The organism is Devosia sp. (genome assembly GCF_035944845.1).
GTDB lineage: Bacteria > Pseudomonadota > Alphaproteobacteria > Rhizobiales > Devosiaceae > Devosia_A.
The window spans coordinates 1-26,812 of sequence record NZ_DASZAW010000087.1 but is presented as its reverse complement, the minus strand read 5'-3'; the positions used below and the strand labels follow the sequence as shown (position 1 = coordinate 26,812).

The window sequence follows — 26,812 nt, the reverse complement described above, 5'->3', positions numbered from 1 at the left end:
TAAAGGGGGAGGTGAAGAATCGAGGCTCTGTCCTCGGTCGTGCCAAGTGCACCGGCAGGGCACCTCCCCCATTATGGGGGAGGATGAGAGGGTGCCGTCTCTATCAGTATGCCACCCTGCCATTGACCCTAAACCCATGAGCGTGCATCAGGAGCTTCCCCCTCCTGACCGGCCGACCATGCTCGCCATTCTCAACGTCATCCTGCCGGTCTTTGCCATCCTCGCCCTGGGCTACGGCGCCGTGCGGCTACGGCTGTTTCCGTCCGAGGGAGTGCGCGGGCTGGTGGTGTTCGTCAACAACTTCGCCACCCCGTGCCTGTTGTTCAACGCCATGCTGCACACCGACTTCGCGACGACCTTCAACTGGGGCGTCATCGTGCCGTTCTATGTCGGCGCCATCGTGGTGTTCATCGTCGGCATCGTGGTGTCGGCGAGGCTCTTCCGCAACAAGCCGGGCGAGGCCGTCGCTTCGGGCTTTTCCGCCACCTTCACCAACACCGTGCTGGTCGGCATTCCGGTGGTGCAGCGCGCCTACGGCGATCAGGCGCTGGCCACCGCCTTCTCGATCATCGCCTTTCACGCCCCGGTGCTGATCACTGCCGGCATGATCACCATGGAGCTGCTGCGCCGAGACGGCGCGCCACTCCACAAGACGCTGGGCGTGGCGCTGATGCGGGTGATCGCCAACCCGTTGCTCTGGGGCATTGCCGCAGGCGCCGCCGCCAACCTGCTGAATGTGAAACTGGTCGAGCCGGCGGAGGCCTTCATCACCATGATGGCCGCCGCCGTCACGCCGGCTGCGTTGTTCGGCCTCGGCGGTGCGCTGAACGACTACAAGCTTTCTGACAGCTGGGGCCAGTCGCTCACCATGTCGCTGCTCAAGCTCATCCTGCAGCCGGCCATCGCCTGGGTGATCATGGTGCCGATCCTTCATATGGACCACGACCTCGCCCGCTACGGCGTGCTGCTCGCCGCCATGCCCGCCGGCATCAATGTCTATGTCTTCGCCACCTACTACAATCGCTCGGTCCACATCGCCGCGAACTCGATCCTGATCTCGACGGTGCTGTCGATCCTGACGGTGAGCGGCTGGTTGTACGTGCTGGGGCTCTAGGGATTACCGACCTCTCGGTGTGGGCCTTGTCCCACAAGGGGAGAAGGCGATCACCGCGAGATCGCTTCTACTGCGCCGCCTCGACGCTCATCGCAAGCACCTGCGGCTCGCCGGCGACCGGGATCGCACGCACCGGCATGGTCGAGGTAGCGTCGAGCCCCACGGCCACCCGCACGTGCTCGTCGGTCGGGCAGACCTGCAGCATCGCATCGAAGCCGATCCAGCCCAGCCCGTCGTCCCAGGCCTCGGCCCAGGCGTGCAAAGCCGGCTGCTCGCTGTCGGTGCCATGGAGATAGCCGGTGACATAGCGGGCCGGGATCTCCAGCGCCCGCGCTGCGCCGATAAAGGCATGGGCATAGTCGCTGGCCGGCGCATGCACCGCCGACGCCTGCGACTGGCTTTGGCTCTGCCCATCCTGGGTCTGTACCTGCTCGCTGCCGCCCACGACTTCCGCCACCCGTGCCATCAGTGCATGCAGTAGCGCGATACGATCCTTGCCGGTCTTCGGCGCTGCACGGAACTTCGAGGTGATACTCCCCGCCGCCTTGGTGGCCGTCGTCGGGCGGCGATAGAGCGCCGGCGGAATGTCACCCGGCACCCGGCCGATCACCCCGTTGCGATCGATGGTCTCGACGATCCCGGCAACCGTGATCACCAGTTCGGGCTCAGGCTTGATCTGGCTTACCAGCTGCGCCCGGTTGCCGAACGCATCCAAAAAGCTCGCCGCCCTGTCGATGCCGGGCATCTCGATCGACCACTCGCGCACCGTCTGCGTCGGGCCGGTCAGCGGCGTCAACAGTACATGCTGCACGCTGCGGGCGACACCGGCGCCAACCATCAGGCTCATGGAATGTCGGATAGCGATTTTCATCAGTAGAAATTGTAGCTTTCGGCCAGGGCGTCCGTCATCCGGTTGTTGCGGTCGATGAACTCGGTCAGGAACTCGTGCAGGCCATGCTCGAAGATCCTGTCGACGCTGGCGTCCATCACCAGTGCCGTCACCGCATCGGCCGCATCGTGGCCCGCGGTGCGCTCACCGTAAATCTCCTCGAGCATGTCGATGGTGCGGTTGATCCACTGCACGCAGAAGATCAACGAGCGCGGCATTTCGGGCCTGAGGATCAGGTAGTCAGCGATGTTCCAGGCCTTGTAGCGATCATGGTAGACGTGCCGGTAGCTGCGATGCGCCGACGCAGCGCGGAGGATCATCGTCCATTGCTGGATATCGACGTCGCCACCCACCATGGTGGCGCGCGGCAGCAGCACGTAATATTTCATGTCGAGGATGCGGGCCGTGTTGTCGGCCCGCTCGACGAAGTTGCCGATCTGGCTGAAGGCGTAGCCGGCATCGCGGAGGAAGGTCGAGAGCAGCGCGCCGCGATAGCGGTGGCTGACCTGTTTGACCCAGAACAGCAGCTCCTGCAGCTTGGCTCCCGAGATGTCGCGCGGCCGGATGGCGGAGAATTCCAGCCACGCCGAGTTGATCGATTCCCACATTTCGGTGGTGAGCGCCGTGCGTACCGAACGCGCGTTGGTACGCGCCGCGAGCAGGCACGATTTCACCGAGGAATAGTTCTCCTCGTCGAACAGCATGTAGTGCGCAACGCTCTGGACGTCGGCCTGCTTGTGCTTGAGGTTGAACCCCTCGTCGGCCTCGGCCGCCTGCAGCATCGACACCAAATGCTCCGACGCGCCACCCTCGCGTCGCGAGGTGAGGCTCATGCGATAGCCGACCTCGAACATCCGGGCGACATTCTCGGCCCGCTCGATATAACGGGAAAGCCAGAACAGGTTCTGTGCGGTCCTACCGAGCATGGGGCACCTCGTGCCGGACGCCGGCGGACGGCCCCCTCCCCGCCTCCCCCATGAAGGGGGAGGTGAAGAGGCGAGTTTGTGGCTCGATCGAGCCCATGAACAGGTGCGGCACCTCCCCCTTCATGGGGGAGGATAGGAGGGGGCCGTCTGCTTCAGTCAGCATGTGCATCCTCAATCCTCCAGCACCCAGGTATCTTTCGTCCCGCCGCCTTGCGACGAGTTCACCACCAGCGAACCCTTCTTCAGCGCCACGCGGGTCAGCCCGCCGGGGGTGATCCGGATGTCGTCGCCACACAGCACATAGGGCCGCAGGTCGACGTGCCGCGGCGCAATCCCCTTGTCGACGAAGGTCGGGCAGGTGCTCAGCGCCAGCGTCGGCTGCACGATGTAGTTGTCGGGGCGGGCGAGGATCTTCTTCTTGAACTCCTCGCGCATCGCCTTGGTCGAGGCCGGCCCGACCAGCATGCCGTAGCCGCCCGAGCCGTGCACTTCCTTCACCACCAGTTCCTCGAGATGCTCGAGCACGTAGGCCCGCTCGTCGTCATTGGTGCAGTTGTAGGTGGGGACGTTCTTCAGCAGCGCCTTTTCGCCGAGGTAGAACTCGATGATCTCGGGCACATAGACATAGACCGCCTTATCGTCGGCGATGCCGGTGCCCGGCGCGTTGACCAGCGTGACATTGCCGGCGCGGTAGGCATCGAACAGCCCAGGCACGCCGAGCATCGAATCCGGTCGGAAGGTCAGCGGGTCGAGAAAATCGTCGTCGATCCGGCGGTAGATGACGTCGACCCGCTCCGGCCCCGTGGTGGTCCGCATGTAGACCTTGCCGCCATCGACGAACAGATCCTGCCCTTCGCAGAGCTCGGCGCCCATCTGGTCGGCAAGGAACGAGTGTTCGAAATAGGCCGAGTTGTAGATGCCCGGCGTCAGCACCACGAGGTTGGGCGAGCCGTGCACACCCCCCGGCGCCACGCTCTCCATCGTGCGCCGCAACGTCTCCGGATAGGTCTCGACCGGCGCCACCTTGTAGCGCTGGAACAGCTCCGGCGCGAGTTGCAGCATCGCCTCGCGGTTTTCCAGCATGTAGCTCACGCCGGATGGGGTCCTGAGATTGTCCTCGAGCACATAGAAATCGTCCGGTCCGGTGCGGACGATGTCGACGCCGATGATGTGCGAATAGACCCCGCGCGCCGGATCGAGCCCCATCATTTCCGGACAGAATGCCGAGTTGTTGAGGATCAGCTTTTCCGGCACCCGCCCGGCCTTCAGGATCTCCTGGCGGTGGTAGATGTCGTAAAGAAAGGCGTTGAGCGCCCGCACCCGCTGCTCGATGCCCTTCGACAGCCGTCGCCATTCCATCGCCGAGATGATGCGCGGGATGATGTCGAACGGGATGAGCTTTTCGGTGCCTTCGTTGCTGCCGTAGACGGCGAAGGTGATGCCGAGGCGTCGGAACAAGGCTTCGGCGTCAGCCGACATCAGACCCAGGGCTTGTGGAGGCTGCTCTTTCAGCCACTCTTCCAGGATGTGGTAGGGCGCGCGGACAGAGGCATCCGCATTGGTCATTTCGTCAAACGGCGTTGCGGACATCAACTCCCAAGGGCTTACGGCCTATCCCACTCGATTTGCATTGGTACACGTTTACTTGGGGGCGACAAGCCGTCCGATGCGCTTTGTCCGGCCCGCGCTTCAGGCCCGCCGACCGAGCTACAAACTCGGTGTCATCCCTGCGAAAGCAGGGACCCATCTCACAGCCCGCGCCAGCCGCGAGTTGGGTCCCTGCTTTCGCATGGATGACAGCCTGTGGGGTGGCGAGACCTGAGCACGCCGGGCGAGTCCCCCCACCAACGTCGCCTTCACCCTCACGCAAAACTGCCATACAACCTTGCGCCGAATAGGGATGGGACCAATGCCGGAAGAGATTCTCCAGACTCACAAGCTGCTCGATCGCTGCGAGAAGGCGCTCGCCGAACGCTACACCGTGCACAAGCTGCACGAGGCGGCCGACAAGGAGGCGCTGATCAGATCGGTGGCGGACAAGGTTCGCGCCATTGCCGGTGGCAATGTCGACGGCGCGCTGATGGACAAGCTCCCCAAGCTCGAGATTATCGCCAATTTCGGCGTCGGCTACGACTCGATCGATACGAGAGCCGCCAAGGAGCGGAACATCCGCGTCACCAATACGCCGAACGTCCTCAACGATGCCGTCGCTGAGCTCACCCTTGGTTTGATGATCGGCCTTGCCCGCCGCATCCCGCAGGGCGATCAGTTCGTCCGCCAGGGCAAGTGGCCGAACGCCGGCTTCCCGCTGCTCACCGAACTCAACGGCAAGACCGTCGGCATCCTGGGGCTCGGCCGTATCGGCAAGGAAATCGCCACTCGCTGCCAGGCCATGAAGATGCGCGTCGTCTATCACGGCCGCAGCCGCCAGCATGACGAGCCCTATATCTTCTATGACAAGCTGATCGACATGGCCCGCGACAGCGACTGGCTGGTGATCATTGCGCCGGGCGGCAAGGGCACCGAGAAGATCGTCTCGCGTGAAGTGCTCGAAGCGCTCGGTCCTGAAGGCTTTATTGTCAACGTGGCTCGCGGCACGCTGATCGACGAGGCAGCGATGCTGGAACTGCTGCTCTCGAAGAAACTCGGCGGCGCGGCGCTCGACGTATTCGAGAAAGAGCCGCAGGTGCCCGAGGGCTTCTTCGCACTCGACAACGTTGTGCTGTCGCCGCACCAGGGCAGCGCCACCCACCAGACGCGCAACAAAATGGGCGATCTGGTCGTTGCCAATATCGTCGCGCACTTTGCCGGCGAACCTCTGCTCAGCGCGGTGGTCTGATCATGCTGATTGATCTCAAGGGCAAAGTAGCCATCGTCACCGGCGCCTGCCGGGGTATCGGCCGCGCCATCGCGAGGACCCTCGCTGCCGAAGGCGTTACTGTCGCCATCGTCGATTTCCGTCAGGATCTGCTCGACGACGCAGCGGTGGAATGGACCGAGGCCGGCTGGCCCGGCCTGCGCGTCCTCTGCGACGTCCGCGAAGCGGCGCAGGTCAATGCCGCGGTGGGCGCGGTGAACGAGGCGTTCGGCCGGGTCGACATCCTCGTCAACAACGCCGGCGTCGCCAGCGGAGCGCGGGTCGACAAGCTCGCCGAGGCGGTGTGGGACGCCAATTTCGACACCAACACCAAGGGCACCTTCCTGATGTGCCAGGCGGTGGCGCCGATCATGCAGCGCCAGGCCTCCGGCCGCATCATGAACGCCGCCTCCTTCGCCGCAATCATCCCCTCGGTCGGTGGCGAGGCCTATGCCGCTTCGAAATCCGCCGTGGTACAGTTCAGCCGCGTGCTGGCCGGCGAACTCGGCCCGTTCAACGTGACGGTGAACTCCTACTCGCCGGGCATGATCCCTACCGAGATGAACGGCTTCGCCAAGCTGCCCGACGCGCGCCAGCAGCGCCTGCTCGACACCCTGACGCTGCGCCAGTGGGGCGACCCCCAGGACGTCGCCAACCTCATCTGCTTCCTCGCCTCCGACCAGGCCCACTACATCACCGGCGCCTCGATCGATTGCTCCGGCGGCAAATACGCCACGCAGTTCCCCTCGGCGGCTTACGAGAACTGAGGGCAGGGGGCGGTAACCGGCGCGCCCCACTCACCCCCCACCGGCTGTCATCCCTGTGAAGGCAGGGACCCAACTCGCCACCGTGCGGATGGATGGTTGGGTCCCAGCTTTCGCTGGGATGACACCGAGTTCTCGGCGATAGCAGTCCTGCGCAGGGTCTTTCGGTGAGGTGATACCAGCCTAGCCCCGCACCGCCCGCGCGTATTCCGTCGGCGCGCGCCCGACGATCCTGCGGAAATCATTGCTGAAATGCGCCTGGTCGGCATAGCCCAGTTCGTGCGCTACTTCGGTCCAGTTCGGCGCCTCCGCGGCGGTGGCGCGCGCCGCCGCCTCGACCAGCCGGTAGAGCCGGATCACCCATTTCGGCCCCACCCCGACATAGTGCTGGAAAAGGTGCTGCAGCGTCCGCTCGTTCACCGCCGCCCGCCGCGCCAAGCTGGCGACACTGACGATCTCCCGGTCGGTCCGCGCCAGCTCGACGATCCCGGACGCCAATGCGGTGTTCGGGTCCATCGCCGGTAAGCCTCGGCCTGCCAGTATCGCTTCTACGGCGGCGATCATCTGCTGCCGGTCCGGCTCCGCCATCAGCTTGAGCCGCGCGGCCGACGTCGCGCCCGGAAACACTTCCACCGCATCGAGCGTCGTATCCATCAACTCGGCCACCGCCCGTCCAAAGAACGGCCGGAATCCACCGGGCCGGAACATCACGCCCAGTACCGAGCCGGAACCCTTCACCTCATAGTCGTAGCGGCCCGTCGTCACGCCCGTGATCCAGCCGCGCTCGTGGGTGAAGGCGAGGTTGAGGTTGGGATGCGGCAGTACCTCAGCCGGATAGGATGTTCCCTCCGGCAACGCCCAACTGACCACCCAATAATGCTCGACGAACGGCGCCAACGCCGCCGATGGCCGGTAGCGGCTCAGGCCATAATTCTGCGCCGAGCCAGCCGGATCGAGGATGCCGGCGAAGTCGTCCTGTTTTTCTTCGAACGGCGTTGCGGGTTTTTGCAAGCGCGTCTCCCAGCCTCGTCCATAGGCTCGCCCCGGCCATCAACCAGGGAGACCTATCATGTCCGCAACTTTCACGGCCACCGCCAGCCTGGAGCTATCGGCGCCACCCGCCCGGGTCTGGGCGGCCCTCACCGATCCCGCAATGATCAGGCAATACATGTTCGGCGCCGAACTCAGTGGCGATTGGGTGACGGGCGGCACCGTTACCTATCGTGGCGAATGGGACGGCACGCCGTTCGAGGACAAGGGCGACATCATCGAGATCGATCCGCCGCGCCTGCTCAAGGTCAACTACTACAGCGCCATGAGCGGCCAGCCTGACACGCCGGAGAACCGGCAGTTGATCACCTACGACCTGCAGCCCGCAGGCAACGGCACCCGGCTCACCGTCTCGCAGGCAGGCAACCCGACGCAGGAGGCTGCCGCCGCCGCCCAGGGCAACTGGGCCATGACCCTGGAGACGTTGAAGGGGCTGCTCAGCTGAGGCAAATCCGGTGCGGGAAAAGCATCTCCTTGTCCCTCCCCGCAACCGGTAGGGAGACCAAAACACTGACGCCGGTGTGGGCGGCTCCTCCCCCTTGCGGGGGGAGGGACAGGGTGGGGGCTCTTCCCGCACCAGCCTATCAGCCCAGTTGCAGCTACCGCCAAACTGCCAGCAGCGCACCCATCAGCAGCAGCGCGATCAGGTTGTTGCCGAGGTTGATGGCGATCAGCTTCAGCGAACGGTTCTCATAGCCCCACAACGACACCAGCAGCGTCGCCTGGAAGCCGAGCCACACCCAAAAGCCGGCCAGTGCGCCGTTGAGCCAGTCGGTAATATTGGCGCCGACGATAATGTTGGCCAAGGCGAACGCCATGATCAGCGAGGCAATGATGTCCACCACCATTGCCTTGCCAAGCCCGGCCTTCATCGTCTCCGGCGTCACGCCGGTGAGCGCCTGCCAGGGCTTCAGCAGCACCGGCGGCGAATACCAGCCAAAGCCCACGGCCATGCGGATGATCGCGGCAACCAGTACCGCCAGCCAATTGATCGGTAGCATTATTGAAACTCCCCAGGGCGCCCCTCGCGCCAAGGATAAGTTCTAGCGCCGAAGCAAACTGCGTCGCAATCGAGGCGGAACCCCTATGCCGTCAAAGCGATTGCCTTTCCGGCGGGTGATCGTGACAGTGCAGGCCACACATGGCGGAGACTTCGATGACGGATTGGTGGCGCGGCGCGGTGATCTATCAGGTCTACCCACGCTCGTTTCAGGACAGCAATGGCGATGGTGTCGGCGACCTGCCGGGGATCATGCGGCGGCTCGACCACATTGCCAGCCTCGGCGTCGACTGCATCTGGCTCTCGCCGATCAACCAGTCACCACAGAAGGACATGGGCTACGACGTTTCCGACTATAAGGAAGTCGACCGCCTGTTCGGCAGCCTCGAGGATTTCGACGACCTGATCAAGCGCGCCCATGCGCTCGGCCTCAAGGTGATCATCGACCAGGTGCTGTCGCATTCCTCGGACATGCACCCATGGTTCCGCGAAAGCCGGCTCAACCGCACCAACGCCAAAGCCGATTGGTATGTCTGGGCCGACCCCAAGCGCGACGGCTCGCCACCCAATAACTGGCCATCGGTGTTCGGCGGCCGCGCCTGGGAATGGAACCCGTCGCGCGGCCAGTACTACTTCCACAATTTTCTGATCGAGCAGCCGGACCTCAACTTCCACAACCCGGACGTGCAGGATGCGGTGCTCGACGTCATGCGCTTCTGGCTCGAACGCGGCGTCGATGGCTTCCGGCTCGACACCGTCAACTACTATTTCCACGACCGGCAACTGCGCAGTAACCCGCCCGCCCGGCGGCCGAAGCACCTGCCTTACGCGGTGAATCCCTACGACATGCAGGACCACAAGTTCGGCAAGAGCCAGCCCGAAAATGTCGGCTTCCTGAAGCGGGTGCGAAAGCTGCTCGATCAGTATCCCGGCACCACCACGGTGGGCGAAGTTGGCGACAGCCACCGCGGCCTGCAACTGATGGAGGAATACACCTCGGGCGGCGACAAGCTGCACATGGCCTACACCTTCGACATGCTCGGCCCCGAGTTCACCGCCGAACATTTCCGCACCAAGCTGGCAAAGTTCTTCGCCGGTGCGCCCAACGGCTGGCCGTGCTGGAGTTTCTCCAACCACGACGTCAACCGCCACATGACCCGCTGGGCACAGTATTCGAGGAACTCTGCCGATCTCGCCCGCCAGGCCGCGGCCATGCTGCTGAGCTTCAAGGGTTCAGTCTGCCTCTATCAGGGTGAGGAGCTGGGGCTGCCCGAAGCCGATATCCTGTTCGAGGAACTGACCGATCCACCTGGCATCCGCTTCTGGCCCGAATACAAGGGACGCGATGGCGCTCGTACGCCGATGCCGTGGGAGGAGGGGGAGGCGCCCAACGGCTTCTCCAGTGGCAAGCCGTGGCTGCCGGTGAAACCCAACCACTCTGCGCTCAATGTCGCGGCCCAGAACGCCGACCCCAACTCGACGCTCAACTTCTATCGTAAGGCGTTGGCCTTCCGCCGCGCCCACCCGGTCTTCGCATCAGGCGATATTGAATTCCTGAAGGTAGCTGAACCGTTGCTCGCCTTCCGCCGCACCGGCAAGGACGGCGCCATCACCTGCCTGTTCAACCTCTCGGCCGATCCGGTGACAGTGACGCTCGATGGCGGCGAAGGGCTCGAGCTGCTGGAACTCTCGCATGGCGCCGAGCGCCGGAAGAGCAAACTGAAGCTCGACGCCAACGGGTTTGCGTTTTTCGCGACAGGCGAGATGAAGGTGGCGTTCGGGGGGCGAAGGAAGCGCTGATTGGCTGAGAGGCTGGTGCGGGCTGGCCCCCACCCTTGATCCCCCCCGCAAGGGGGAGGGAGACGCAGACTGCGGCGCTGGTGTTTTGGTCGCCCTCCCCCTTGCGGGGAGGGGACAGGGGTGGGGGTCAGCCCGCACCGGATTCTCGGATACCGCTCAGTCCACCTGTTCCCAGGTATCGGGATCGTAATAGTCGCTGTGCCAGCTGCCGTCCGGATACTGCACAAAGGCCTCGATGCAGCCGTCTGAAGCGCGACTCACCGAGCGCGCTTCGACGCCGCGCTTGCGCAGTTCCATCTTGACGATGTCCTGGTCGAAGCTGTCGCCATCACCGCCCGACTTGCCGCCGATCGAAATGCCGAACTCGACTGTCAGCCCGGGGCGGGTGCCGTTCATATCGCAGTTCTCGCGCGCCATCGCCGGGCCGGCGACGAACAGGGTGGCGGCAACGACGGCAAGGACTAGCGGACGCAGCATGTGAATCTCCATGGAACGGGAGGCATGTGCCGGAGGATTTGGGCAGGCTTGCGGCTCCATGACGTTGTCAGGAAAAGTTGCAGACTTTTTCCGGTTCGAAAGCGCGTCAGACTAAGGCAAGTCCTTGTCACGAATGAGCATCGCCACGACCGGAATGGCGAATGTCAGCATAAGCAGGCGGCTCACATGGTGGGCCGCGATGAACGCCGTGTCGAACCCAAGCGCGATGCCGAGCGCCCCCATGCCTTCGAGCGCCCCGGGCGACAGCCCCAGCCAGATCTGTCCGAACGGCATGTCGACAAACGGCGCCACGGCGAGGGTTACCAGAGTGGCGATGGCGACAGTCAGCGCCGTGCCGGCTAGCCCGCCGATCGCCGCCTGCTGGAACTCGCTGCGGGTGATGCCGTTGAAGCGCGAGCCGATCAGGCCGCCGATCAGGACGAACGTCGCGATCAGCAGCGGCTGCGGCATGGAGCCCTCGAACAGCCCCGCAAATTTCGCGCAGATCGCCACCGCCATGGCCCCGAGCACATATCCGGCCGGCGCTCGCAACTTGGTCAGGATAAACCCGGCGACCGCGCAGACCGCCGCCACCGGAAGCAGCGTCTCGAAGCCCATCGCCGCCTGCACCGGCGCGCCTTCATAATGCCCGATCGGCAGGAACAGCGCCCCGATCGGTACGCAGATGGTGAGGATCAGGATGCGGATCACCTGGATGATGATGATCTGCCGGGTATCCCCCACGCCGGCCGCCGCAATCGACATCACGAAGCTCAGGTGCCCGGGGAACGAGCTGAGATAGGCCGTACCGCGATCGAGCCCGAAGAGCTTCCGCAGCAGGAACCCGGTGAGCGAGATGATCAGGATCAGCTCCACTGCCAGCGCCGCGAGCGTCACCGGCCACTGCACCATCAACGCCAGTGAATCGCGCGCGACCGCCGCGCCCATCGAGAGGCCCGTGAGCACGAACGTCGCATCGCGCAGCCAGGTGGGGAGCATCACCTTGACGCCCAGCAGCGCTGCCATGGCCACTGCCAGGGCCCCACCCATCAGCCACGCCGCCGGCAGGTTGATCAGCGCCGCTAACCCGCCGCCGGCCGCCGAGATCAGCAATGTGATGAGCGTCCGGCGGACGATGGTGCCGGCGGGCAGGGGGGAGGTCATTTTGGCGGAACGAGTCGAGTTGGCTAGGAGCCTAACTATTGACCAATCGCCAGCTTGGGGAAAGCGGTCCGTTGGGCGAATACGGAGTGCTTGGCGCCCCTCACCCCGGCCCTCTCCCCAGAGGGGCGAGGGGGCGGTGTGGCACTGCCGGCGCACCTATCGTCCCCTCGCCCCTTTGGGGAGAGGGTTAGGGTGAGGGGCGCCAAGCGCACCGTCGCCGCGAAATCTCACCGCCCGGAAGCACCCTCGACCAGTTTCACGAAGAAGCTCACCCCGACCGGGATGATTTCGTCGTTGAAGTTGTAGGTGTCCGAGTGCAGCTCCGAGCTCGGCCCATTTCCGAGGAATACATAGGCGCCCGGCCGGGCCTGCAACATGTAGGCAAAATCCTCGCCGCCCATCTTGGGGTCGACATTGGGATCCACCCGGTCCTCGCCGACCACCGTCGCGGCGATCGCAGCGGCATAGGCCGTTTCGTCCGGCGTGTTCTCCACCACCGGGTAGCCGCGACGATAGTTTACGTCTGCCTTGCCGCCGAAGGTTTCGACTATGCCCTTGGTCACGGCCTTCAGCCGCTCTTCCATCAGGTCGCGCACTTCGTCGTTCAGCGAGCGCACCGTACCGGTGAGTTTTACCTTCTGCGGAATGATGTTGAACGCTTCGCCGCCCTGCATCATCGTCACCGACAGCACCGCCGAGCGGATCGGGTCGATATCGCGCGAAACGATGGTATGCAGCGCCGTGATCAGCTGCGCCGCGATCATCACCGGGTCCACCGTGTTCTGTGGCCATGCGGCGTGCCCACCCTGGCCCTCGATCACGATGTTGAACTCGTCGCTCGCGGCCATCAGGCCGCCGACCCGCATGGCGATGCTGCCGGCTTGCTGGCCGGGCATGTTGTGCAGTCCATAAACCTCGTCGATGCCGAAGCGGTCCATGATGCCGGCTTCCACCATGGCGCGCCCGCCGGCGCCGCCTTCTTCCGCCGGCTGGAAGATCATCACCGCGTTGCCGTCGAAATTGCGCGTCTCGGCCAGGTACTTCGCCGTGCCGAGCAGGATCGCCGTGTGGCCGTCATGCCCGCAGGCATGCATCCGGCCCGGCGTCTGGCTGGCATAGTCGAGCCCGGTCCGCTCGAGGATCGGCAGCGCATCCATGTCGGCGCGGATGCCGATGGTCTTGCCAGGCTGGCGTCCCCTGATCACTCCGACCACGCCGCTCTGGGCGATGCCGGTGACCACCTCGTCGACGCCGAACGAGCGCAACAGCTCGGCAACTTTCCCAGATGTGCGAGGCAGATCGTATTGAAGTTCGGGATGCACATGGAAGTCGCGGCGCCATTCGGCGACCTCGTCGGCGAATTCCGCGATACGATTGATAACGGGCATGAAGAACCTGAACGCTAGTAAGCGCGCACTGTGCGGGGAGCGGGGTAGGGCGTCAACCCGCCGAAGGTACGATCTTGCGGTTGGTATGAGCGGACGCATAGGCCGGTGGGGGGCAACACGCGCCGGGTTCTCCCTGAGCGAGAGGCACGTCATTTTCTCTAGCGCCCTCGGCGTAGTCAGAAATTCCCCGCCTGAACTTGCCCCTCTCCCTCATATTTGCCAAACACCCGGCAACACTGGAGGAACCGATGAAAATCCTCGTTGCCGTCAAGCGCGTCGTCGATCACGCGGTGCGCGTCCGCGTCCGCCCTGATGGGTCGGGCGTCGAGACCGAGAACGTGCGCATGTCGATGAACCCCTTCGACAAGCACGCCGTCGAAGCCGCCGTGCAGCTTGTTGAGGCCGGCCACGCCACCGAGATCGTCGTCGTCTCGATCGGGCCGAAGCAGAGCAACGACGTTATCCTCACCGCCCTCGCCATGGGCGCCCATCGCGGCCTCCTGATCGAGGCCGATGGCCGCGTCGAAACCCTGGCGGTGGCCAAGCTTCTCAAGGCAGTCGTTGCGGAAGAGAAGCCTGACCTGGTCCTGCTGGGCAAGCAGGCCGTGGATGACGATTCCAATCAGGTCGGCCAGATGCTTGCCGGGCTCCTCGACTGGCCGCAGGCGACGTTCGCCTCCGAGATCAAGGTGGTTGATGGCGGCCTCGAAGTAACCCGCGAGGTCGACTATGGCCGCGCTACGGTTGGCGTGTCGCTGCCCGCCATCGCCACTGCCGATCTCCGCCTCAATACCCCGCGCAATGCGGCGTTGCCGATGGTGATGAAGGCGCGCTCGAAGCCGCTGGCGGTCCGTCCGGCCGCTGAATTCGGCGTCGATCTGACGCCACGGCTTACGCTGGAAAAGGTGAGCCCACCGGCCGAACGCGTGGCCGGGCGCCGGGTCGCCGATGCTGCCGAACTGATCTCGGCAATTCAGGCTGAACTTTCCGAGCTGGAGGCGCTCTGATGGCCGTCCTCGTTCTCGCCGAACACGATCTCGGCGTGCTCTCCGCCGCCACGGCTCGTATCGTTGCTGCCGCCGAGAAGCTTGGCCCAGTCGATCTGCTGGTTGCGGGGCAGGGCGTGTCGGCCGTTGCCGCTGACGCGGCAAAGCTTGCCGGGGTCGAAAAGGTGCTCGTCGCCGACAGCGCCGCGCTCGCCAGCCTCTCTGCAGAGGCCGTCGCGGCGCTGCTCGCCCGGCTCGCCGAGCCCTATACCCACATCGTTGCCGCCGCCGCTGCCACCGGCCGCGACGCCATCCCGCGCCTCGCCGCCAGGCTCGACCTGATGCCGGTGACCGACGTCGTCGCCATCCACGGCCCGACCCGCTTCGACCGGCCGATCTATGCCGGCAACGCCATCGAGACGGTATCGTCGGGGCAGGTGAAGCAGCTCCTCACCATCCGAGCCTCGGCCTTTCGTCCGGCGGCCGCGGGCAATGCCGCGCCGATCCACCCGGTCGATGCCGATGTCGCAGCCCTTGCTCGCTTCCTCGCCGCGCACCGCACCGAAAGTGATCTGCCTGAACTCTCGACCGCCCAGGTCGTCGTCGCCGGCGGCGTCTCCTTCGGCTCAGCCGAGAAGTTCGCGCTGGTCTCCGACCTTGCCAAGGTGCTCGGCGCCGCCGTCGGCGCCACCCGCGCCGCGGTCGATGCCGGCTACGCCCCCAATGACTGGCAGGTAGGCCAGACCGGCAAGATCATCGCCCCCGACCTTTACATCGCCATCGGCATTTCCGGTGCGCTGCAGCACCTCGCCGGCATCCAGGGCGCCAAGAAGATCGTCGCGATCAACAAGGACCCCGAAGCACCGCTGATGAAGATTGCCGATATCGCATTGGTGGGCGATCTGTTCGAAGTGGTGCCGCAGCTGATTGCAGGGTTGAAACGGTAGGCTGTGCGGGGGGCTACCCCTCACCCCGCGGTGAGGCCTTCGGCCTCTCCGCCGCCCTCTCCCCAGAGGGGCGAGGGGGCGATGTGGCACCGCCGGTTCACCTCGCGTCCCCTCGCCCCTCTGGGGAGAGGGCCAGGGTGAGGGGCGCCCCACGCACCCAACTATCCGCCCCGTTGCAATTCCCCCACCACCGCCTATAACAGCCCCGCCTCGTTTTTCCCCGGACAGACCTGATGTTTGAGACCCTCAAGAAGGCCACGCTCGACAAGATTTTCGTGCTGATGGCCGAGTATGCCAACGATCCCCGCGACGGAAAGATCGACCTCGGCGTCGGCGTCTACAAAGATCCCAAGGGCGTCACACCGGTCATGAGTTCGGTGAAGAAGGCCGAGCAGCGCATCCTCGATAGCGCCAAGACCAAGACCTACAAGGGCGTGGTCGGCAACAAGGAATTCTCTGCCGCCATCGTCGACCTGGCGCTCGGCGGTGTGGTCGAAAATAAGCGCATCCGCTGCGTCAACGGCGCCGGCGGCACCGGCGCGCTGTCGATCCTGATGAACGTGCTCGGTCGCGCCCGACCCAAGGGCCGCATCTTCATTTCCGACCCGAGCTGGCCGAACCACTGGCCGATGGCCGAACTCGCCGGCCTGACCCCGGTCTACTATCCGTATTTCGACCATGCCAAGCGCCTCGTCGATTTCGACAAGATGATGGGAACGCTCAACACCCTCACCTCCGACGATATCGTCCTGCTGCACGGCTGCTGCCACAACCCGACCGGCGCCAGCCTCACGAACGCGCAATGGGATGAGGTGGTCGAGAGCCTGAAGCGCACCGGCGCCTTCCCGCTGGTCGATCTCGCCTATCTCGGTTTCGGCGATGGGCTCGAAGCCGATGCCTATGGCGTGCGCAAGGTCGTCTCCTCGGTGCCCGAGTCGATGGTCGCGTTCTCGGCCTCGAAGAATTTCGGACTCTATCGCGAGCGTGCCGGCGTCGCCATCGCTATCGCCAGGGATTCCGACAGCGCCGACGTCGTCTCCTCGCAGATGCAGAACGTCATCCGCGCCACCATTTCGCAGACTCCCGACCATGGCGCCGAGATCGTCCGCGTCATCCTCGAGGACAAGGAACTGCGCGCCGAGTGGGAAGCCGAGCTCACCGAAATGCGGGAACGGATGAAGCGCCTGCGCGTCAAACTTGCCGACGCCATCCGGCAGCGCTCGAATTCGAAGGATTTCGATTTCATCGCCGAGCACACCGGCATGTTCTCGCTGCTTGGCCTGCCCGAGGATGTCGTCACCAAGCTCAAGCTCGACGACGCCATCTACATGATCAACGACAGTCGCATCAACGTCGCGGGAATCCCCGAGGATCGCATTGGCGAACTCGCCGACAAGATGCTGGCGGCGATCCGCTGAGATCCGGTCTCGGCATCTTGCTGAGACCTTCTTCGAGGCGTTGTCTCACGCCCCGATTGTGACTACCTAAAGAGCAGCCAAACCATCTCCCTTGGAGGGGACTGAAATGAAGTTCTTCGTCGATACCGCCGAGATCAAGGACATCCGCGATCTCTATGAAACCGGCCTGCTGGACGGGGTGACGACGAATCCTTCGCTGATCGCCAAATCCGGTCGTCAGTTCAAGGAAGTGATCAAGGAGATCTGCTCGATCGTCCCGGGTCCGGTGTCGGCCGAAGTCGCTGCCACCGACTATGACGGCATGATCGCCGAGGGCCATGTGCTGGCCAAGCTCGCAGAGAATGTCGTGGTCAAGCTGCCGCTCACCATCGATGGCCTCAAGGCCACCAAGACCTTCTCGAAGGAAGGCATCAAGACCAACGTCACGCTCTGCTTCTCGCCCAACCAGGCGCTGCTGGCGGCCAAGGTCGGCGCCACCTACATCTCACCGTTCATCGGCCGCCTCGATGATATCAACGCCGATGGCGTCGAGCTGATCGAGAATATCCGCACAATCTACGACAACTACTCGTTCGCCACCGAGATCCTCGCGGCCTCGATCCGCACCCCGAACCACATCACCGAAGTGGCCCTCGCTGGCGCCGACGTCGCCACCATCCCGCCGGCGGTGATCTACAAGCTGGCCGACCACCCGCTGACCAAGTCGGGGCTGGAAGCGTTCGTGAAGGACTGGAAGTCGACGGGCCAGTCGATCCTCTGATCGGCTCACGAGAGCAGTAAGTGCAGTCGGGCCTTCTCCCCTTGTGGGAGAAGGTGCCCGAAGGGCGGATGAGGGGTATCTGTCCGCGTACTGGATCGCTCCTCGTTCGCACTCGGATCGGCGACACTTCGTGTCGCGACCCCTCATCCGGCCTTCGGCCACCTTCTCCCACAAGGGGAGAAGGCCCGACTGAAAGCCCGGAGGCACTTGAATGGCCAATGAACTCATCGCCACCGCCGTCCGCAACGCCCTCAACGCGGTGGAAATCCCCGGCGGCGGGGCACTCGCGGGCTATGGCGGGCTGAGCGAGATCATCGTCACCACTGGCGCCGTGGCCTTCGCCATCTCGGTTGCGCCCGGCATGGAGGCCGCCTTCGGCCCGGCCCGCGTTGCCGCCCAGGCGGCCGCCGAGAAGGTCGCCGAGGGTCGCAAGGTCATGGTGTCATTGACGTCCGACCGCGCCCAGGCGGCCACCGGCCAGGCCAAGGCGCAGGGCCGCCCCGGCCCGCCGCCGCGCGAAGCCGTACCCGGAGTTCGCCACATCGTCGCGGTCGGCTCCGGCAAGGGCGGCGTCGGCAAATCCACCGTCGCCGTCAACCTGGCGCTCGGCTTTGCCGCCGAAGGGCTGCGCACCGGCATCCTCGATGCCGATCTCTACGGTCCGTCGATCCCGAAGCTCCTCGGCCTCGAGGGTAAGCCCGCCGTCCGTGACGACGGCATCTTTGCCCCGCACGAAGCCTATGGCCTCAAGGCGATGTCGATCGGCTCGATGCTCACCGCCAACCAGGCGGTGGTCTGGCGCGGCCCGATGGCCACCTCGGCACTGCGCCAGCTGTTGCGCGAAAGCGATTGGGGCGGTCTCGACGTTCTCGTCGTCGACCTGCCGCCCGGCACCGGCGACATCCAGATTTCTCTGGTCCAGCAGGTGCCGTTGCTCGGCGCCGTCATCGTTTCCACACCGCAGGATCTGGCGCTGATCGATGCCAAGAAGGCGATGGACATGCTGCTCCGCACCGACGTGCCGATCCTCGGCCTCGTCGAGAACATGAGTTACTTCGTCGCCCCCGATACCGGGACGCGTTACGACATCTTCGGCCATGGCGGCGCCAGGACCGCTGCGTCGACCTTCGATATCCCGTTCCTCGGCGAGATTCCCCTGGTAATGTCGATCCGCGAGAGTTCCGATGCCGGCCGTCCCGTCGTCGCCACCCAGCCCGATGGTCCCGAGGCCCAAGCCTTCCGCACCATCGTCCGTGCCATCCTCGCAGGCAGCCCGCAGCTGAGGCCCTGAGCCATGCTGTCGATCAGGCCCGCGACCGCCGCCGATCTCGACGCACTGATCGCCATCGACCACGTCGCCAGCCACAGCGCCGACCGCCGCCAGGCGATTGCCGAGTGGGTCGCGCTGGGCCAATGCCACCTCGCGGAACGCGGTGGCGCGGTCGTCGGCTATGTCGCACTCACGCGCAGCTTTTTCCGCTCGCCGTTCATCGAAATGCTGATGGTCGGCGCCGCCTTCCGGCGCGGCGGCATCGGCCGCGCCCTGATCGAGCACTGCATCACGCTGACCCCGAGCGAGCAGAAGCTCTGGACTTCGACCAACCAGTCCAACGCGCCGATGCGCGCCCTGCTGCCGCAACTGGGCTTTGTGCAGACCGGGATGTTCGAGCATCTCGACGAGGGGGATCCGGAGCTGATCTTCCTGCGCTGGCCGTCGGTGGCAAGTCGATAGGCCGGCGCGTGCCGACCCCCACCCCTGTCCCCTCCCCCCGGGGCGACCTCTTGTCGTCCCCTTGCGGGGAGGGACAGGGGTGGGGTCCACAGCTACCGGCTTATCAGTGGCACCCGTGACATCCCGCCGTCACGCTGTTATGCAATCGATTACATTGATCCGGCGATGTCGAGAATCGGCCCTGTCGCCCGACCACAACGAGCGCTGAAGCGCCGCCCTGTTGAGGAGAGATTTGTTGTTCTCGATTTCGCGTAACGACCTTGGCCCGAACTTCACCTTCGGCGCCGCCACTGCCGCCTATCAGATCGAAGGCGGCCAGACCGATGGCCGCGGCACTTCGATCTGGGACAGCTTTTCGTCCACCCCCGGCAACGTGAAGAACCTCGATACCGGCGCCATCGCCTGCGACCATTACAACCGCTGGCCCGGCGACCTCGACCTGATCCGCGACGGCGGCTTCGACACCTACCGTTTCTCCTTTGCCTGGCCACGCCTGATCCCCGAGGGGATCGGCGCGGTGAACCCCAAGGGCCTCGAGTTCTACGATCGCCTGATCGACGGCATGCTCGAGCGCGGTATCAAGCCGTACGCCACGCTCTATCACTGGGATCTCCCGAGCGCCTTGCAGGACAAGGGCGGCTGGATGAACCGCGACATCGCCAACTGGTTCGCCGAGTACGCGACACTGGTCGGCCTCCACTTCGGCGATCGCCTGCACGCGACCGCCACCATCAATGAGCCGTGGTGCGTCGCCTTTCTGAGCCATTTCCTCGGCGTCCATGCGCCCGGCTATCGCGACCTCCGCGCCGCCGCGCGGGCCATGCACCACGTGCTGTTCGCTCACGGCACTGGCATCGATGCGCTGCGCGCCGAAAGCGTCAAGAATCTCGGGATCGTGCTGAACCTCGAAAAGGCCGAGGCCTTCTCAGACAAGCCCGAGGACATCGAGGCGCAGAACCTCGGCGATGCGCTGTTCAACCGTTGGTACCTCGATGGCGTGTTCAAGGGCCGCTACCCCCAGGAACTCACCAGCCGGCTCGCAGCCTATCTTCCCGATGGCTTCGAGAAGGACATGGAAGTCGTCTCCCGTCCGCTCGACTGGCTCGGCATCAATTACTACACCCGCGGCCTCTATGCCGCCGGCCCCAACGGCCCGTTCGGCGCCGAACGCCGCTCCGGCGATCTCGAACAGAGCGATCTCGGCTGGGAAATCTACCCCAAGGGCCTTGAGGATCTGCTCGTGCGGGTCAATCGCGATTACACCAAGCTGCCGCTCTACGTCACCGAAACCGGAATGAGCGAGACCAACGATGAGCGCCGGGTGAAGTATTACGACGACCACCTGCGCGCCGTGGCCGACGCCCAGGGGCAGGGCGCCGATGTCAGGGGCTTCTTCGCCTGGTCGCTACTCGACAACTACGAATGGTCGCAGGGCTACACCTCGCGCTTCGGCATCGTGCATGTCGACTACGAGACGCAGGTGCGGACACCCAAAGCCAGCTACCGCGCCTTCCAGGGCATGCTGCACAACACGCGGTGAGAGGGCGGTAGTCGTTCCTCGCTCCGCTCGGATCGGCGTTGCTTCGCGCCGCGTACCCCTCATCCGCCCTTCGGGCACCTCCGGACGAGGGCGTAGCCCTCGCCGCGAGATGGCGCGAAGCGCCGGATGAGGGGTATCGCAACCGTGAGGTTGCGCGATCGGAGCGAAGCGACGAGCGACTCGGCGTCACATCGCCGGCGCCGGCTCCGCCGCATAAGTCACCGTGTGCTTGCCACCCACCCATGCATAGGTCGCCCAGCAGGCCTCGTCCGCCGTCGCCTTGGGGCAGTTGGTGCTATCCACCCAGAGCCGGGCCGTCGTCCCGGTTTCCGCCTGTACCAGCATCGGCATGCCCCCGAGCGCCTCGATCGGGTCGGCGAACTTCTCCGACGACACCGCGATCTGGACCTGGCAGCCGCCATTGCCGCAGAACGCCGTCGCCGAGTTGCTGCACTGCAGCGGTTGCGAGTTGATCACGTAGTCGGCGATGCCATCGCCATCGAGATCGGCGCTCAGCAGGCCCGGCCGGTCGCCGCCGGCGTTCAGCGTACCGCCCAATCTGGTGCACTGCTCGGCATAGCCGGAGACCAGCGTCTGCACACCCTCCGGGATCGGCGCCGTGACCGGCGGTACCTGGTTCTGCAAGTCCGAGAACTGCTGCATCGCCACGCCCAACTGGGTCTTCAACGCCACGATCCGGTTGGTATAGACCTTGCGCAGGCACGTGATGTCGGCACCGCATTTGCCGCGCTCGGCAAGAAAGGCCTCGGCATCATCGTGCCGGGCACCGTTCGCGCCCATGAACATCGGCACTTTGTCATAGGCGAAGGACAGCCCGGCCATCTCGCTGTCGAGCGCCGAGGTTACGCCATCGCGGCACACCGCCACTTCATCGGCGGTGGTCGCCTTGCTGCAATCGAAGCTCGCCGCCTGCAAGGGTGAGGCGACCAGCAGCAGAAACATGAGGCTCACGAGGCCCAGAAATGCGCGCATAATTTCACCTGCCGAATGTAAGTTGTTCGAGACACTAGCGTTTTTGGAGCCGCTCGACGACGCAACTCTCCGTGCGTTCTCAACGAAGCCTGAACTGCCGCCTACGGCGCTTGCCATAGCCACCGGCATTGGCCAAGAAGCAGCACGTCAATCCTGGCCATTCTGCGGTGCCCGATGCATGTCTACGTGATCAACCTCGCGCGCCGCCCCGACCGCCGGGCGTTCATGCAGCAGCAGGCCGACCGACTGGGTTTGCAGTTCGACTACATCGACGCCGTCGACGCCCGCACCGACGCCCCCGAATTCACCGAGATCGAGGTGCAGGCCGGTCTGCATGGCCGCATCTCGAGGGGCGATCTCGCCTGCACTCTCAGTCACCGCAAGTTCTGGCGCTTGTTTCTCGCCTCGGGCGAGCCCTACGCCGTCGTGCTGGAAGACGACGCTATCCTGGCCGACGATTGTGCTCAGTTCTTTACCGACACCGGCTGGATCCCGCCGGGCGCCGATGTGGTCAAGCTCGAACGCTATGGCCGCCATCGCCCGATGTTCATGGACCGCGATACCCGGCCGGCTCACAGCCGCCGTGTCGGCCGCTTCTATGGCAAATCCGCCGGCACGGCCGGCTATGTCGTTTCCGCGGCCGGCGCCCGCATGCTGCTCGCTGCCACCACCTCGGTCGATGACCCGATCGACCAGATGATGTTCAACCCTGGCCGCTCCGCCCTGTTCGGCCGGCTGGCGCCCCATGTGCTGGAGCCCGCCATCTGCGAGCAGGAACAGGTTGTCGTGCCCTCCGACATCCGCGGCAAACGCCAGTCGAGCCGTGACGGGCTGCAGGGCATAGTCAACGAGCTGCGGGTCGTGCCGCGGCAACTCGCGCACGCCTTGAGTCTGGCATTGCCGCTGCTGCAGGGGCGGCTCGAACGCCGCGTCCTGACCTTCCGCCGCTAGCGGCTCAAAGCACTCTACGGAAACACCAGCAGCTTCACCGCCAGCGCGATCGACACCACGACCACCAGCGGCCGGATCAGCCTTGCGCCGAAGCGGATGCCGGTGAGCGCCCCGAGATAGCCGCCGATGATCTGCCCGACGATCATCACCCCCGCCACGAGCCAAACGACGTTGCCCGAGGGGATGAACAGCGCCAGCGCCCCGAGGTTCGAGGTGAGGTTCAGCACCTTGGTGTGCCCCGCCGCGCGCGTCACCCCGAAGCCGAACAGCGTCACAAAGCCCAGCGTCATGAACGAGCCCGTTCCCGGCCCCAGGATACCGTCGTAGAATCCGACGGCGAACCCCATCAGCGGCAGGAAGATCGCGACGCCGAGCCGGGCGTGGCTGTCCTCGTCGGTGAGCCTCGGCGCGAATGCGAAGTAGAGCGCTACCGCGATCAGCGCTACCGGCACGGCAAGTTGCAGCACGGTCGTGTCGATCGATTTGACCGCCAGCGCCCCGAGGAACGAACCGCCAAAGGTCAGCGGAATCGCGATCGCCAGCAGCTTCAGCGACACGAACCCCTTGCGCCAGTAGGTGAAGGCGGCGATCACCGTTCCCACCACCGATTGCAGCTTGTTGGTTCCGAACGCGGTGACCGGGGGAATGCCAACCGCCAGCAGCGCCGGAATGGCGATCAGTCCACCGCCACCGGCAATGGCGTCTACGAACCCCGCGAGCATCCCCACAAAGCCAAGCGCCACGAGGATCGTCAGGTCGAAGCTCACAGCAGGGTGGAAATCCCCGGCGGCACCCCACCCATGATCGACAACAGGGCCTCGAGCTGCGCCTTCCTGAGCGGCGTCCAGTCGGCAGTGCGCGAGACGATCAGGTTCGCCTCCGACTTCATGATCAGCCCGTCTTCCAGCACCCTGAGCTGGTTGGCCGCGAGGGTGGAGCCGGTCGAGGTGATGTCGACGATCAGGTCGGCCGAACCTGCGGCGGGCGCCGATTCCGTCGCGCCGGCGCTTTCGACGATGCGGTATTCGGCGATGCCATACTTGGCGAAATGCCGCCGCGTCAGGTTGACGTACTTGGTGGCGACACGCAGCCAGCGGCCATGACGGGAGCGGAAATCCGATGCCACGTCGGCGAGGTCGGTCATCTGCTGCACATCGATCCAGCTGTCGGGGATGGCCACCACCACATTGGCTTCGCCGAACCCGAGCCCGCGCACGAACAGCACGTTCTCTTCGCCGTTCTCCGAGGCTTCGTGGATCAGGTCAGAGCCGGTAACGCCGATATCGACGCCGCCCAGGATCAGCTCGCGTGCGATTTCGGCCGCCGGGTAGAAGCGCACCGTGACCTGCGGCTGGTTCTTGATCGAGCCGACATACGAGCGCGCCCCGCCCGGACGGGCAATGTTCATCCGCGCCGTCGAGAACGCCTTGCGCGTCAGCTCCTCGAGCCGCCCCTTGCTGGGAATGGCGAGCGTCAGGCCGCCGGGCAAAGTGCTCATTGTTCGGCCTCCCTCTCGAGCCGGTCGACCCACAACGCGCAGCCCGAGGCCTTCACCGGCTCACCGGCGCCCAGCCGCTCCAGCATGCGGTCATACTCGCCGCCCGATGCCAGCACCTCGCCGTCCGAGCCGGTCATCTCGAAGACGATGCCGGTGTAGTAGTCGAGCCGCGGCGAAAAGCTCGCGTCGAAGATCACATCGGCATTGGGCGATAGCGCTGCGAGCGCCGCGGCGTGGTTGCGCACCTGATACAGCGGCTCGTCGAAATCGAAGCCCGCTTCCTTGCACATCTCCGAAATGCGCTCGAACGCCGTCTCGGTGCTTTCAGACACCGACAGGTAGTTCTGCAGCAGCGCCACCGTTTCGGGCGGGATCGGGGCGGATTCCAGCGCCTGCTTTTCGAGATAGCGGTCGGCGATTTCTTCGGGCGTGCGGCTGCCGATCAGGCTCAACCCACCCGACAGCATCGCATCGGTAACGATCTCGATCACCGTGTCGCGGCTGTCCGGGGCAGGGGCCTCGACCCGTTCCTCGGGGTTGGCCAGTCGCTCCATCAGCCGCTCCAGCGCTTCGGGGTGGCCGAAGCGGTGGCGGATGCGGCTGCGCCACGCCGCCGGGATTTGCGCCGTCTCGAGAAACGCCTCGAACAACCCGACGCCGCCCAGCCGCACGTTGGGCGCCGTGATGTCGTAGATGGCGAGCGCCCAGCGTGCAAAGGTCAGCACCTGGTCGAGCGCGTTATCGGCGTCCGCCTGGCCCAGCAGTTCTAGTCCCGCCTGCTCGAACTCCACCGGCGTCGAGTTCTGCTGGCGGAAGATCGGCCCCAGATAGGTGAAGGCAGCCGGAGCGCCGATCAGCCCGTCTTCGAGATATTGCTGCGCAATCGGCAGCGTGAAGTCCGGACGGAGGCAGTATTCGAGCCCGTTATTGGTGGTGGTGAGGAGCAGGTTTCGCCCGAACTCCTCGCCGGCGAGGTCGAAATAAGGACCGGCGGGCAGCAGCAGCGCCGGCGTCGCGCGCGTCACCGTGCGCGATTCGACCAGCCGCACCAGCGCGGCATATCGCTCGGATGCTGTCTTCACTTATTGGCGTCCGGGTTCTGGGCATCGAGGTATGCGGCCACCGCAGGCAGTTCGGAAATGGCGGCAACGATCGCGTCGAGGTCGCCGTCGCATTCGAACTGCCCCGGGCGCGCGGCCTTGTACTCGGCATTGTCGGCAATCGCCTTGGCCGCTTCTTTGCCGGCGATCAGGTCCTTGATCTGCACCTTGCCGAGTTCGCGTTCCTGCGTGCCTTCGATGATCACCGCCGGGGAGTTGCGCTTGTCGGCATAGGCCACCTGTTTGCCGAAGTTTTTGGTGTTGCCCATGAACATTTCGGCGCGGATGCCGGCGCGACGCAGCCGCGAGGTGATCGCCTGGTAGCGCGCCGTCTGCTCCTTATCGAGCACCAGCACCACCACCGGCCCCAGCGGCTCTTCGGCCCCCAGATTGCCGGTCAGCTTCAGCGCATGGGCAAGCCGGGAGACACCGATCGAACAACCGGTCGCTGGCACCGGCTCGCTGCGAAAGCGCGAGACGAGGCCGTCATAGCGCCCGCCGCTTCCCACGGCGCCGAAGATCACCTGCTGGCCTTTTTCGTTGGTTACCGGGAAGGTCAGCACGACCTCGAAAACCGGGCCGGTATAGTACTCGAGGCCACGCACGATGGAGGGGTCGATCTCGATACGGTCGTTGCCGTAGCCGGCAGACCGGAACAGCACTTCCATGGCGCGCAGCTCGCTCACGCCCTCATTCTCCTCGGGTGCCTTGCCGGCAATGAAGTCGAGCACGACCTGCTGCTGTGGCGCGGAGAGGCCCGCGCCCTTGGTAAAATCGCCGCTCTCGTCCTTGCGGCCCTCGCCGAGCAACAGCTTCACCCCGTCGGTGCCGAACTTGTCGAGCTTGTCGATGGCGCGCAGCACCGCGAGCTTCTGCTCATACTCGTGCACATCCGCGCTTTCGAGCACACCGTCGAGCACCTTGCGATTATTGACCTTCACCACGTATTTGCCGGTAAGGCCCAGCGCGTCCATGACATCGGCGAGCATCATGCACATCTCGGCATCGGCCTCGGGCCCCGCCGCGCCGACCGTATCGGCGTCGAACTGCATGAACTGGCGGAACCGCCCCGGCCCCGGCTTCTCGTTGCGGAACACATAGCCCGCCCGATAGCTGCGATAAGGCTTTGCCAGATCCTGGAAGTGCTCGGCGAAGTGCCGGGCCAGCGGCGCCGTCAGATCGTAGCGCAGGCTCATCCACTGCTCGTCATCGTCCATGAGCGAGAACACGCCGGCATTCGGCCGGTCGGTATCGGGCAGGAACTTGCCGAGCGTCTCGGTATACTCGAGCAGCGGCGTTTCTACGGGATCGAAGCCGTAGCGCTCGTAGACCGCGCGGATCTTCGCCGTCATTGCGTTCACCGCCGAAATATCGGCGGGCAAACGATCTTCGAAGCCGCGCGGCAGCCGCGGCGCGATGAGCTTCTTCTTGTCGGTCATGGTGTCTGCTGGTCAGAGC

Annotated in this window: 26 protein-coding genes; 13 read left to right on the top strand and 13 right to left on the bottom strand. The window is 64.9% G+C overall.

What is annotated here, in order from left to right; genetic code table 11:
• The first annotated feature begins 136 nt into the window (after positions 1–136).
• Complete coding sequence (locus VGV07_RS17040; RefSeq protein WP_326869921.1) at positions 137–1,114, top strand: AEC family transporter; 978 nt, start codon at positions 137–139, stop codon at positions 1,112–1,114.
• A gap of 67 nt (positions 1,115–1,181) precedes the next feature.
• Here VGV07_RS17040 and VGV07_RS17035 read toward each other — a convergent pair whose 3' ends face one another.
• From VGV07_RS17035 to VGV07_RS17025, 3 genes are all read right to left on the bottom strand, one after another.
• Positions 1,182–1,985 carry a transglutaminase family protein gene (locus VGV07_RS17035; RefSeq protein ID WP_326869920.1) on the bottom strand — a complete coding sequence of 268 codons (804 nt, stop codon included), beginning with the start codon at positions 1,983–1,985 and terminating at the stop codon, positions 1,182–1,184.
• Positions 1,985–2,929: an alpha-E domain-containing protein gene (locus VGV07_RS17030; RefSeq protein WP_326869919.1), complete on the bottom strand. Its 945-nt coding sequence runs from the start codon at positions 2,927–2,929 to the stop codon at positions 1,985–1,987. Before VGV07_RS17030 ends, VGV07_RS17035 begins: the two co-directional genes overlap by 1 nt.
• A gap of 171 nt (positions 2,930–3,100) precedes the next feature.
• Positions 3,101–4,519 (bottom strand): circularly permuted type 2 ATP-grasp protein, encoded by a 1,419-nt coding sequence (locus tag VGV07_RS17025; RefSeq protein WP_326869918.1) that lies wholly within the window; start codon positions 4,517–4,519, stop codon positions 3,101–3,103.
• A gap of 319 nt (positions 4,520–4,838) precedes the next feature.
• Here VGV07_RS17025 and VGV07_RS17020 point away from each other — a divergent pair, with 319 nt between their 5' ends.
• Together VGV07_RS17020 and VGV07_RS17015 are read left to right on the top strand one after the other, a co-directional pair.
• Positions 4,839–5,768, top strand: a complete 930-nt coding sequence (locus VGV07_RS17020; RefSeq protein WP_326869917.1) for a 2-hydroxyacid dehydrogenase — start codon at positions 4,839–4,841, stop codon at positions 5,766–5,768.
• 2 nt (positions 5,769–5,770) lie between these two features.
• A complete protein-coding gene (locus tag VGV07_RS17015; RefSeq protein WP_326869916.1) occupies positions 5,771–6,553 on the top strand; it encodes an SDR family NAD(P)-dependent oxidoreductase in 783 nt (260 codons plus the stop codon).
• Between the two features lie 180 nt (positions 6,554–6,733).
• Here the strand turns inward: VGV07_RS17015 and VGV07_RS17010 are convergent, their stop codons facing one another.
• Entirely contained in the window at positions 6,734–7,561 is an 828-nt protein-coding gene (locus tag VGV07_RS17010) for a helix-turn-helix domain-containing protein (protein ID WP_326869915.1), read from the bottom strand.
• Between the two features lie 58 nt (positions 7,562–7,619).
• Here VGV07_RS17010 and VGV07_RS17005 point away from each other — a divergent pair, with 58 nt between their 5' ends.
• The gene (locus tag VGV07_RS17005) at positions 7,620–8,045 is read left to right on the top strand and encodes an SRPBCC family protein (protein WP_326869914.1); all 426 of its coding nucleotides are present in this window, start codon (positions 7,620–7,622) and stop codon (positions 8,043–8,045) included.
• Positions 8,046–8,199: 154 nt separating this feature from the next.
• On the opposite strand, the gene VGV07_RS17000 is transcribed toward VGV07_RS17005, so the two are convergent.
• The gene (locus VGV07_RS17000) at positions 8,200–8,601 is read right to left on the bottom strand and encodes a DUF1761 domain-containing protein (protein ID WP_326869913.1); all 402 of its coding nucleotides are present in this window, start codon (positions 8,599–8,601) and stop codon (positions 8,200–8,202) included.
• Between the two features lie 155 nt (positions 8,602–8,756).
• Between VGV07_RS17000 and VGV07_RS16995 the strand changes: the two genes are divergently transcribed.
• The gene (locus VGV07_RS16995) at positions 8,757–10,400 is read left to right on the top strand and encodes an alpha-glucosidase (protein WP_326869912.1); all 1,644 of its coding nucleotides are present in this window, start codon (positions 8,757–8,759) and stop codon (positions 10,398–10,400) included.
• A gap of 156 nt (positions 10,401–10,556) precedes the next feature.
• Here VGV07_RS16995 and VGV07_RS16990 read toward each other — a convergent pair whose 3' ends face one another.
• The 3 genes from VGV07_RS16990 to VGV07_RS16980 form a co-directional block, all read right to left on the bottom strand.
• Entirely contained in the window at positions 10,557–10,877 is a 321-nt protein-coding gene (locus VGV07_RS16990; RefSeq protein WP_326869911.1) for a hypothetical protein, read from the bottom strand.
• A 111-nt stretch (positions 10,878–10,988) separates the two neighbouring features.
• Positions 10,989–12,041, bottom strand: coding sequence for an AbrB family transcriptional regulator (locus VGV07_RS16985; protein ID WP_326869910.1), 1,053 nt, complete (start codon positions 12,039–12,041; stop codon positions 10,989–10,991).
• Between the two features lie 227 nt (positions 12,042–12,268).
• Positions 12,269–13,429 (bottom strand): M20 aminoacylase family protein, encoded by a 1,161-nt coding sequence (locus VGV07_RS16980; RefSeq protein WP_326869909.1) that lies wholly within the window; start codon positions 13,427–13,429, stop codon positions 12,269–12,271.
• Between the two features lie 248 nt (positions 13,430–13,677).
• On the opposite strand from VGV07_RS16980, the gene VGV07_RS16975 reads away from it, so the two are divergent.
• From VGV07_RS16975 to VGV07_RS16945, 7 genes are all read left to right on the top strand, one after another.
• A complete protein-coding gene (locus VGV07_RS16975; protein WP_326869908.1) occupies positions 13,678–14,436 on the top strand; it encodes an electron transfer flavoprotein subunit beta/FixA family protein in 759 nt (252 codons plus the stop codon).
• Positions 14,436–15,362 (top strand): electron transfer flavoprotein subunit alpha/FixB family protein, encoded by a 927-nt coding sequence (locus VGV07_RS16970; RefSeq protein ID WP_326869907.1) that lies wholly within the window; start codon positions 14,436–14,438, stop codon positions 15,360–15,362. Before VGV07_RS16975 ends, VGV07_RS16970 begins: the two co-directional genes overlap by 1 nt.
• Positions 15,363–15,595: 233 nt before the next feature.
• A complete protein-coding gene (locus VGV07_RS16965; RefSeq protein ID WP_326869906.1) occupies positions 15,596–16,780 on the top strand; it encodes an amino acid aminotransferase in 1,185 nt (394 codons plus the stop codon).
• A 106-nt stretch (positions 16,781–16,886) separates the two neighbouring features.
• Complete coding sequence (fsa, locus tag VGV07_RS16960; RefSeq protein WP_326869905.1) at positions 16,887–17,540, top strand: fructose-6-phosphate aldolase; 654 nt, start codon at positions 16,887–16,889, stop codon at positions 17,538–17,540.
• A 211-nt stretch (positions 17,541–17,751) separates the two neighbouring features.
• On the top strand, positions 17,752–18,831 hold the full coding sequence (locus VGV07_RS16955; RefSeq protein WP_326869904.1) for an Mrp/NBP35 family ATP-binding protein: 1,080 nt from the start codon (positions 17,752–17,754) through the stop codon (positions 18,829–18,831).
• A 3-nt stretch (positions 18,832–18,834) separates the two neighbouring features.
• On the top strand, positions 18,835–19,272 hold the full coding sequence (locus tag VGV07_RS16950) for a GNAT family N-acetyltransferase (RefSeq protein ID WP_326869903.1): 438 nt from the start codon (positions 18,835–18,837) through the stop codon (positions 19,270–19,272).
• A gap of 235 nt (positions 19,273–19,507) precedes the next feature.
• On the top strand, positions 19,508–20,812 hold the full coding sequence (locus VGV07_RS16945; protein WP_326869902.1) for a GH1 family beta-glucosidase: 1,305 nt from the start codon (positions 19,508–19,510) through the stop codon (positions 20,810–20,812).
• A 186-nt stretch (positions 20,813–20,998) separates the two neighbouring features.
• Here VGV07_RS16945 and VGV07_RS16940 read toward each other — a convergent pair whose 3' ends face one another.
• Positions 20,999–21,805 (bottom strand): hypothetical protein, encoded by an 807-nt coding sequence (locus VGV07_RS16940; protein ID WP_326869901.1) that lies wholly within the window; start codon positions 21,803–21,805, stop codon positions 20,999–21,001.
• 174 nt (positions 21,806–21,979) lie between these two features.
• On the opposite strand from VGV07_RS16940, the gene VGV07_RS16935 reads away from it, so the two are divergent.
• A complete protein-coding gene (locus VGV07_RS16935; RefSeq protein ID WP_326869900.1) occupies positions 21,980–22,756 on the top strand; it encodes a glycosyltransferase family 25 protein in 777 nt (258 codons plus the stop codon).
• Positions 22,757–22,770: 14 nt separating this feature from the next.
• Here VGV07_RS16935 and VGV07_RS16930 read toward each other — a convergent pair whose 3' ends face one another.
• The 4 genes from VGV07_RS16930 to hisS are packed head-to-tail and all read right to left on the bottom strand — an operon-like array spanning position 22,771 to position 26,793.
• Positions 22,771–23,523: a TSUP family transporter gene (locus VGV07_RS16930; protein WP_326869899.1), complete on the bottom strand. Its 753-nt coding sequence runs from the start codon at positions 23,521–23,523 to the stop codon at positions 22,771–22,773.
• The gene (hisG, locus tag VGV07_RS16925; RefSeq protein ID WP_055884785.1) at positions 23,520–24,254 is read right to left on the bottom strand and encodes an ATP phosphoribosyltransferase; all 735 of its coding nucleotides are present in this window, start codon (positions 24,252–24,254) and stop codon (positions 23,520–23,522) included. Before hisG ends, VGV07_RS16930 begins: the two co-directional genes overlap by 4 nt.
• On the bottom strand, positions 24,251–25,336 hold the full coding sequence (locus VGV07_RS16920; protein WP_326869898.1) for an ATP phosphoribosyltransferase regulatory subunit: 1,086 nt from the start codon (positions 25,334–25,336) through the stop codon (positions 24,251–24,253). The genes hisG and VGV07_RS16920 overlap by 4 nt, the downstream gene beginning before the upstream one ends.
• The gene (gene hisS, locus VGV07_RS16915) at positions 25,333–26,793 is read right to left on the bottom strand and encodes a histidine--tRNA ligase (RefSeq protein WP_326869897.1); all 1,461 of its coding nucleotides are present in this window, start codon (positions 26,791–26,793) and stop codon (positions 25,333–25,335) included. Before hisS ends, VGV07_RS16920 begins: the two co-directional genes overlap by 4 nt.
• Between the last annotated feature and the right edge of the window lie 19 nt (positions 26,794–26,812).

Excerpts from the sequence above, each read along its gene's own strand:
- VGV07_RS17035 (WP_326869920.1), bottom strand. The coding sequence starts at position 1,985 with ATGAAAATCGCTATCCGACATTCCATGAGCCTGATGGTTGGCGCCGGT.
- VGV07_RS16995 (WP_326869912.1), top strand. The coding sequence starts at position 8,757 with ATGACGGATTGGTGGCGCGGCGCGGTGATCTATCAGGTCTACCCACGC.
- VGV07_RS17000 (WP_326869913.1), bottom strand. The coding sequence starts at position 8,601 with ATGCTACCGATCAATTGGCTGGCGGTACTGGTTGCCGCGATCATCCGC.
- VGV07_RS17040 (WP_326869921.1), top strand. The coding sequence starts at position 137 with ATGAGCGTGCATCAGGAGCTTCCCCCTCCTGACCGGCCGACCATGCTC.
- VGV07_RS16970 (WP_326869907.1), top strand. The coding sequence starts at position 14,436 with ATGGCCGTCCTCGTTCTCGCCGAACACGATCTCGGCGTGCTCTCCGCC.
- VGV07_RS17015 (WP_326869916.1), top strand. The coding sequence starts at position 5,771 with ATGCTGATTGATCTCAAGGGCAAAGTAGCCATCGTCACCGGCGCCTGC.
- VGV07_RS17030 (WP_326869919.1), bottom strand. The coding sequence starts at position 2,929 with ATGCTCGGTAGGACCGCACAGAACCTGTTCTGGCTTTCCCGTTATATC.
- VGV07_RS16965 (WP_326869906.1), top strand. The coding sequence starts at position 15,596 with ATGTTTGAGACCCTCAAGAAGGCCACGCTCGACAAGATTTTCGTGCTG.
- VGV07_RS16955 (WP_326869904.1), top strand. The coding sequence starts at position 17,752 with ATGGCCAATGAACTCATCGCCACCGCCGTCCGCAACGCCCTCAACGCG.
- fsa (WP_326869905.1), top strand. The coding sequence starts at position 16,887 with ATGAAGTTCTTCGTCGATACCGCCGAGATCAAGGACATCCGCGATCTC.
- VGV07_RS16975 (WP_326869908.1), top strand. The coding sequence starts at position 13,678 with ATGAAAATCCTCGTTGCCGTCAAGCGCGTCGTCGATCACGCGGTGCGC.
- VGV07_RS16985 (WP_326869910.1), bottom strand. The coding sequence starts at position 12,041 with ATGACCTCCCCCCTGCCCGCCGGCACCATCGTCCGCCGGACGCTCATC.
- VGV07_RS16950 (WP_326869903.1), top strand. The coding sequence starts at position 18,835 with ATGCTGTCGATCAGGCCCGCGACCGCCGCCGATCTCGACGCACTGATC.
- VGV07_RS16990 (WP_326869911.1), bottom strand. The coding sequence starts at position 10,877 with ATGCTGCGTCCGCTAGTCCTTGCCGTCGTTGCCGCCACCCTGTTCGTC.
- VGV07_RS17020 (WP_326869917.1), top strand. The coding sequence starts at position 4,839 with ATGCCGGAAGAGATTCTCCAGACTCACAAGCTGCTCGATCGCTGCGAG.
- hisG (WP_055884785.1), bottom strand. The coding sequence starts at position 24,254 with ATGAGCACTTTGCCCGGCGGCCTGACGCTCGCCATTCCCAGCAAGGGG.
- VGV07_RS16980 (WP_326869909.1), bottom strand. The coding sequence starts at position 13,429 with ATGCCCGTTATCAATCGTATCGCGGAATTCGCCGACGAGGTCGCCGAA.
- hisS (WP_326869897.1), bottom strand. The coding sequence starts at position 26,793 with ATGACCGACAAGAAGAAGCTCATCGCGCCGCGGCTGCCGCGCGGCTTC.
- VGV07_RS16940 (WP_326869901.1), bottom strand. The coding sequence starts at position 21,805 with ATGCGCGCATTTCTGGGCCTCGTGAGCCTCATGTTTCTGCTGCTGGTC.
- VGV07_RS17025 (WP_326869918.1), bottom strand. The coding sequence starts at position 4,519 with ATGTCCGCAACGCCGTTTGACGAAATGACCAATGCGGATGCCTCTGTC.
- VGV07_RS17005 (WP_326869914.1), top strand. The coding sequence starts at position 7,620 with ATGTCCGCAACTTTCACGGCCACCGCCAGCCTGGAGCTATCGGCGCCA.
- VGV07_RS16935 (WP_326869900.1), top strand. The coding sequence starts at position 21,980 with ATGCATGTCTACGTGATCAACCTCGCGCGCCGCCCCGACCGCCGGGCG.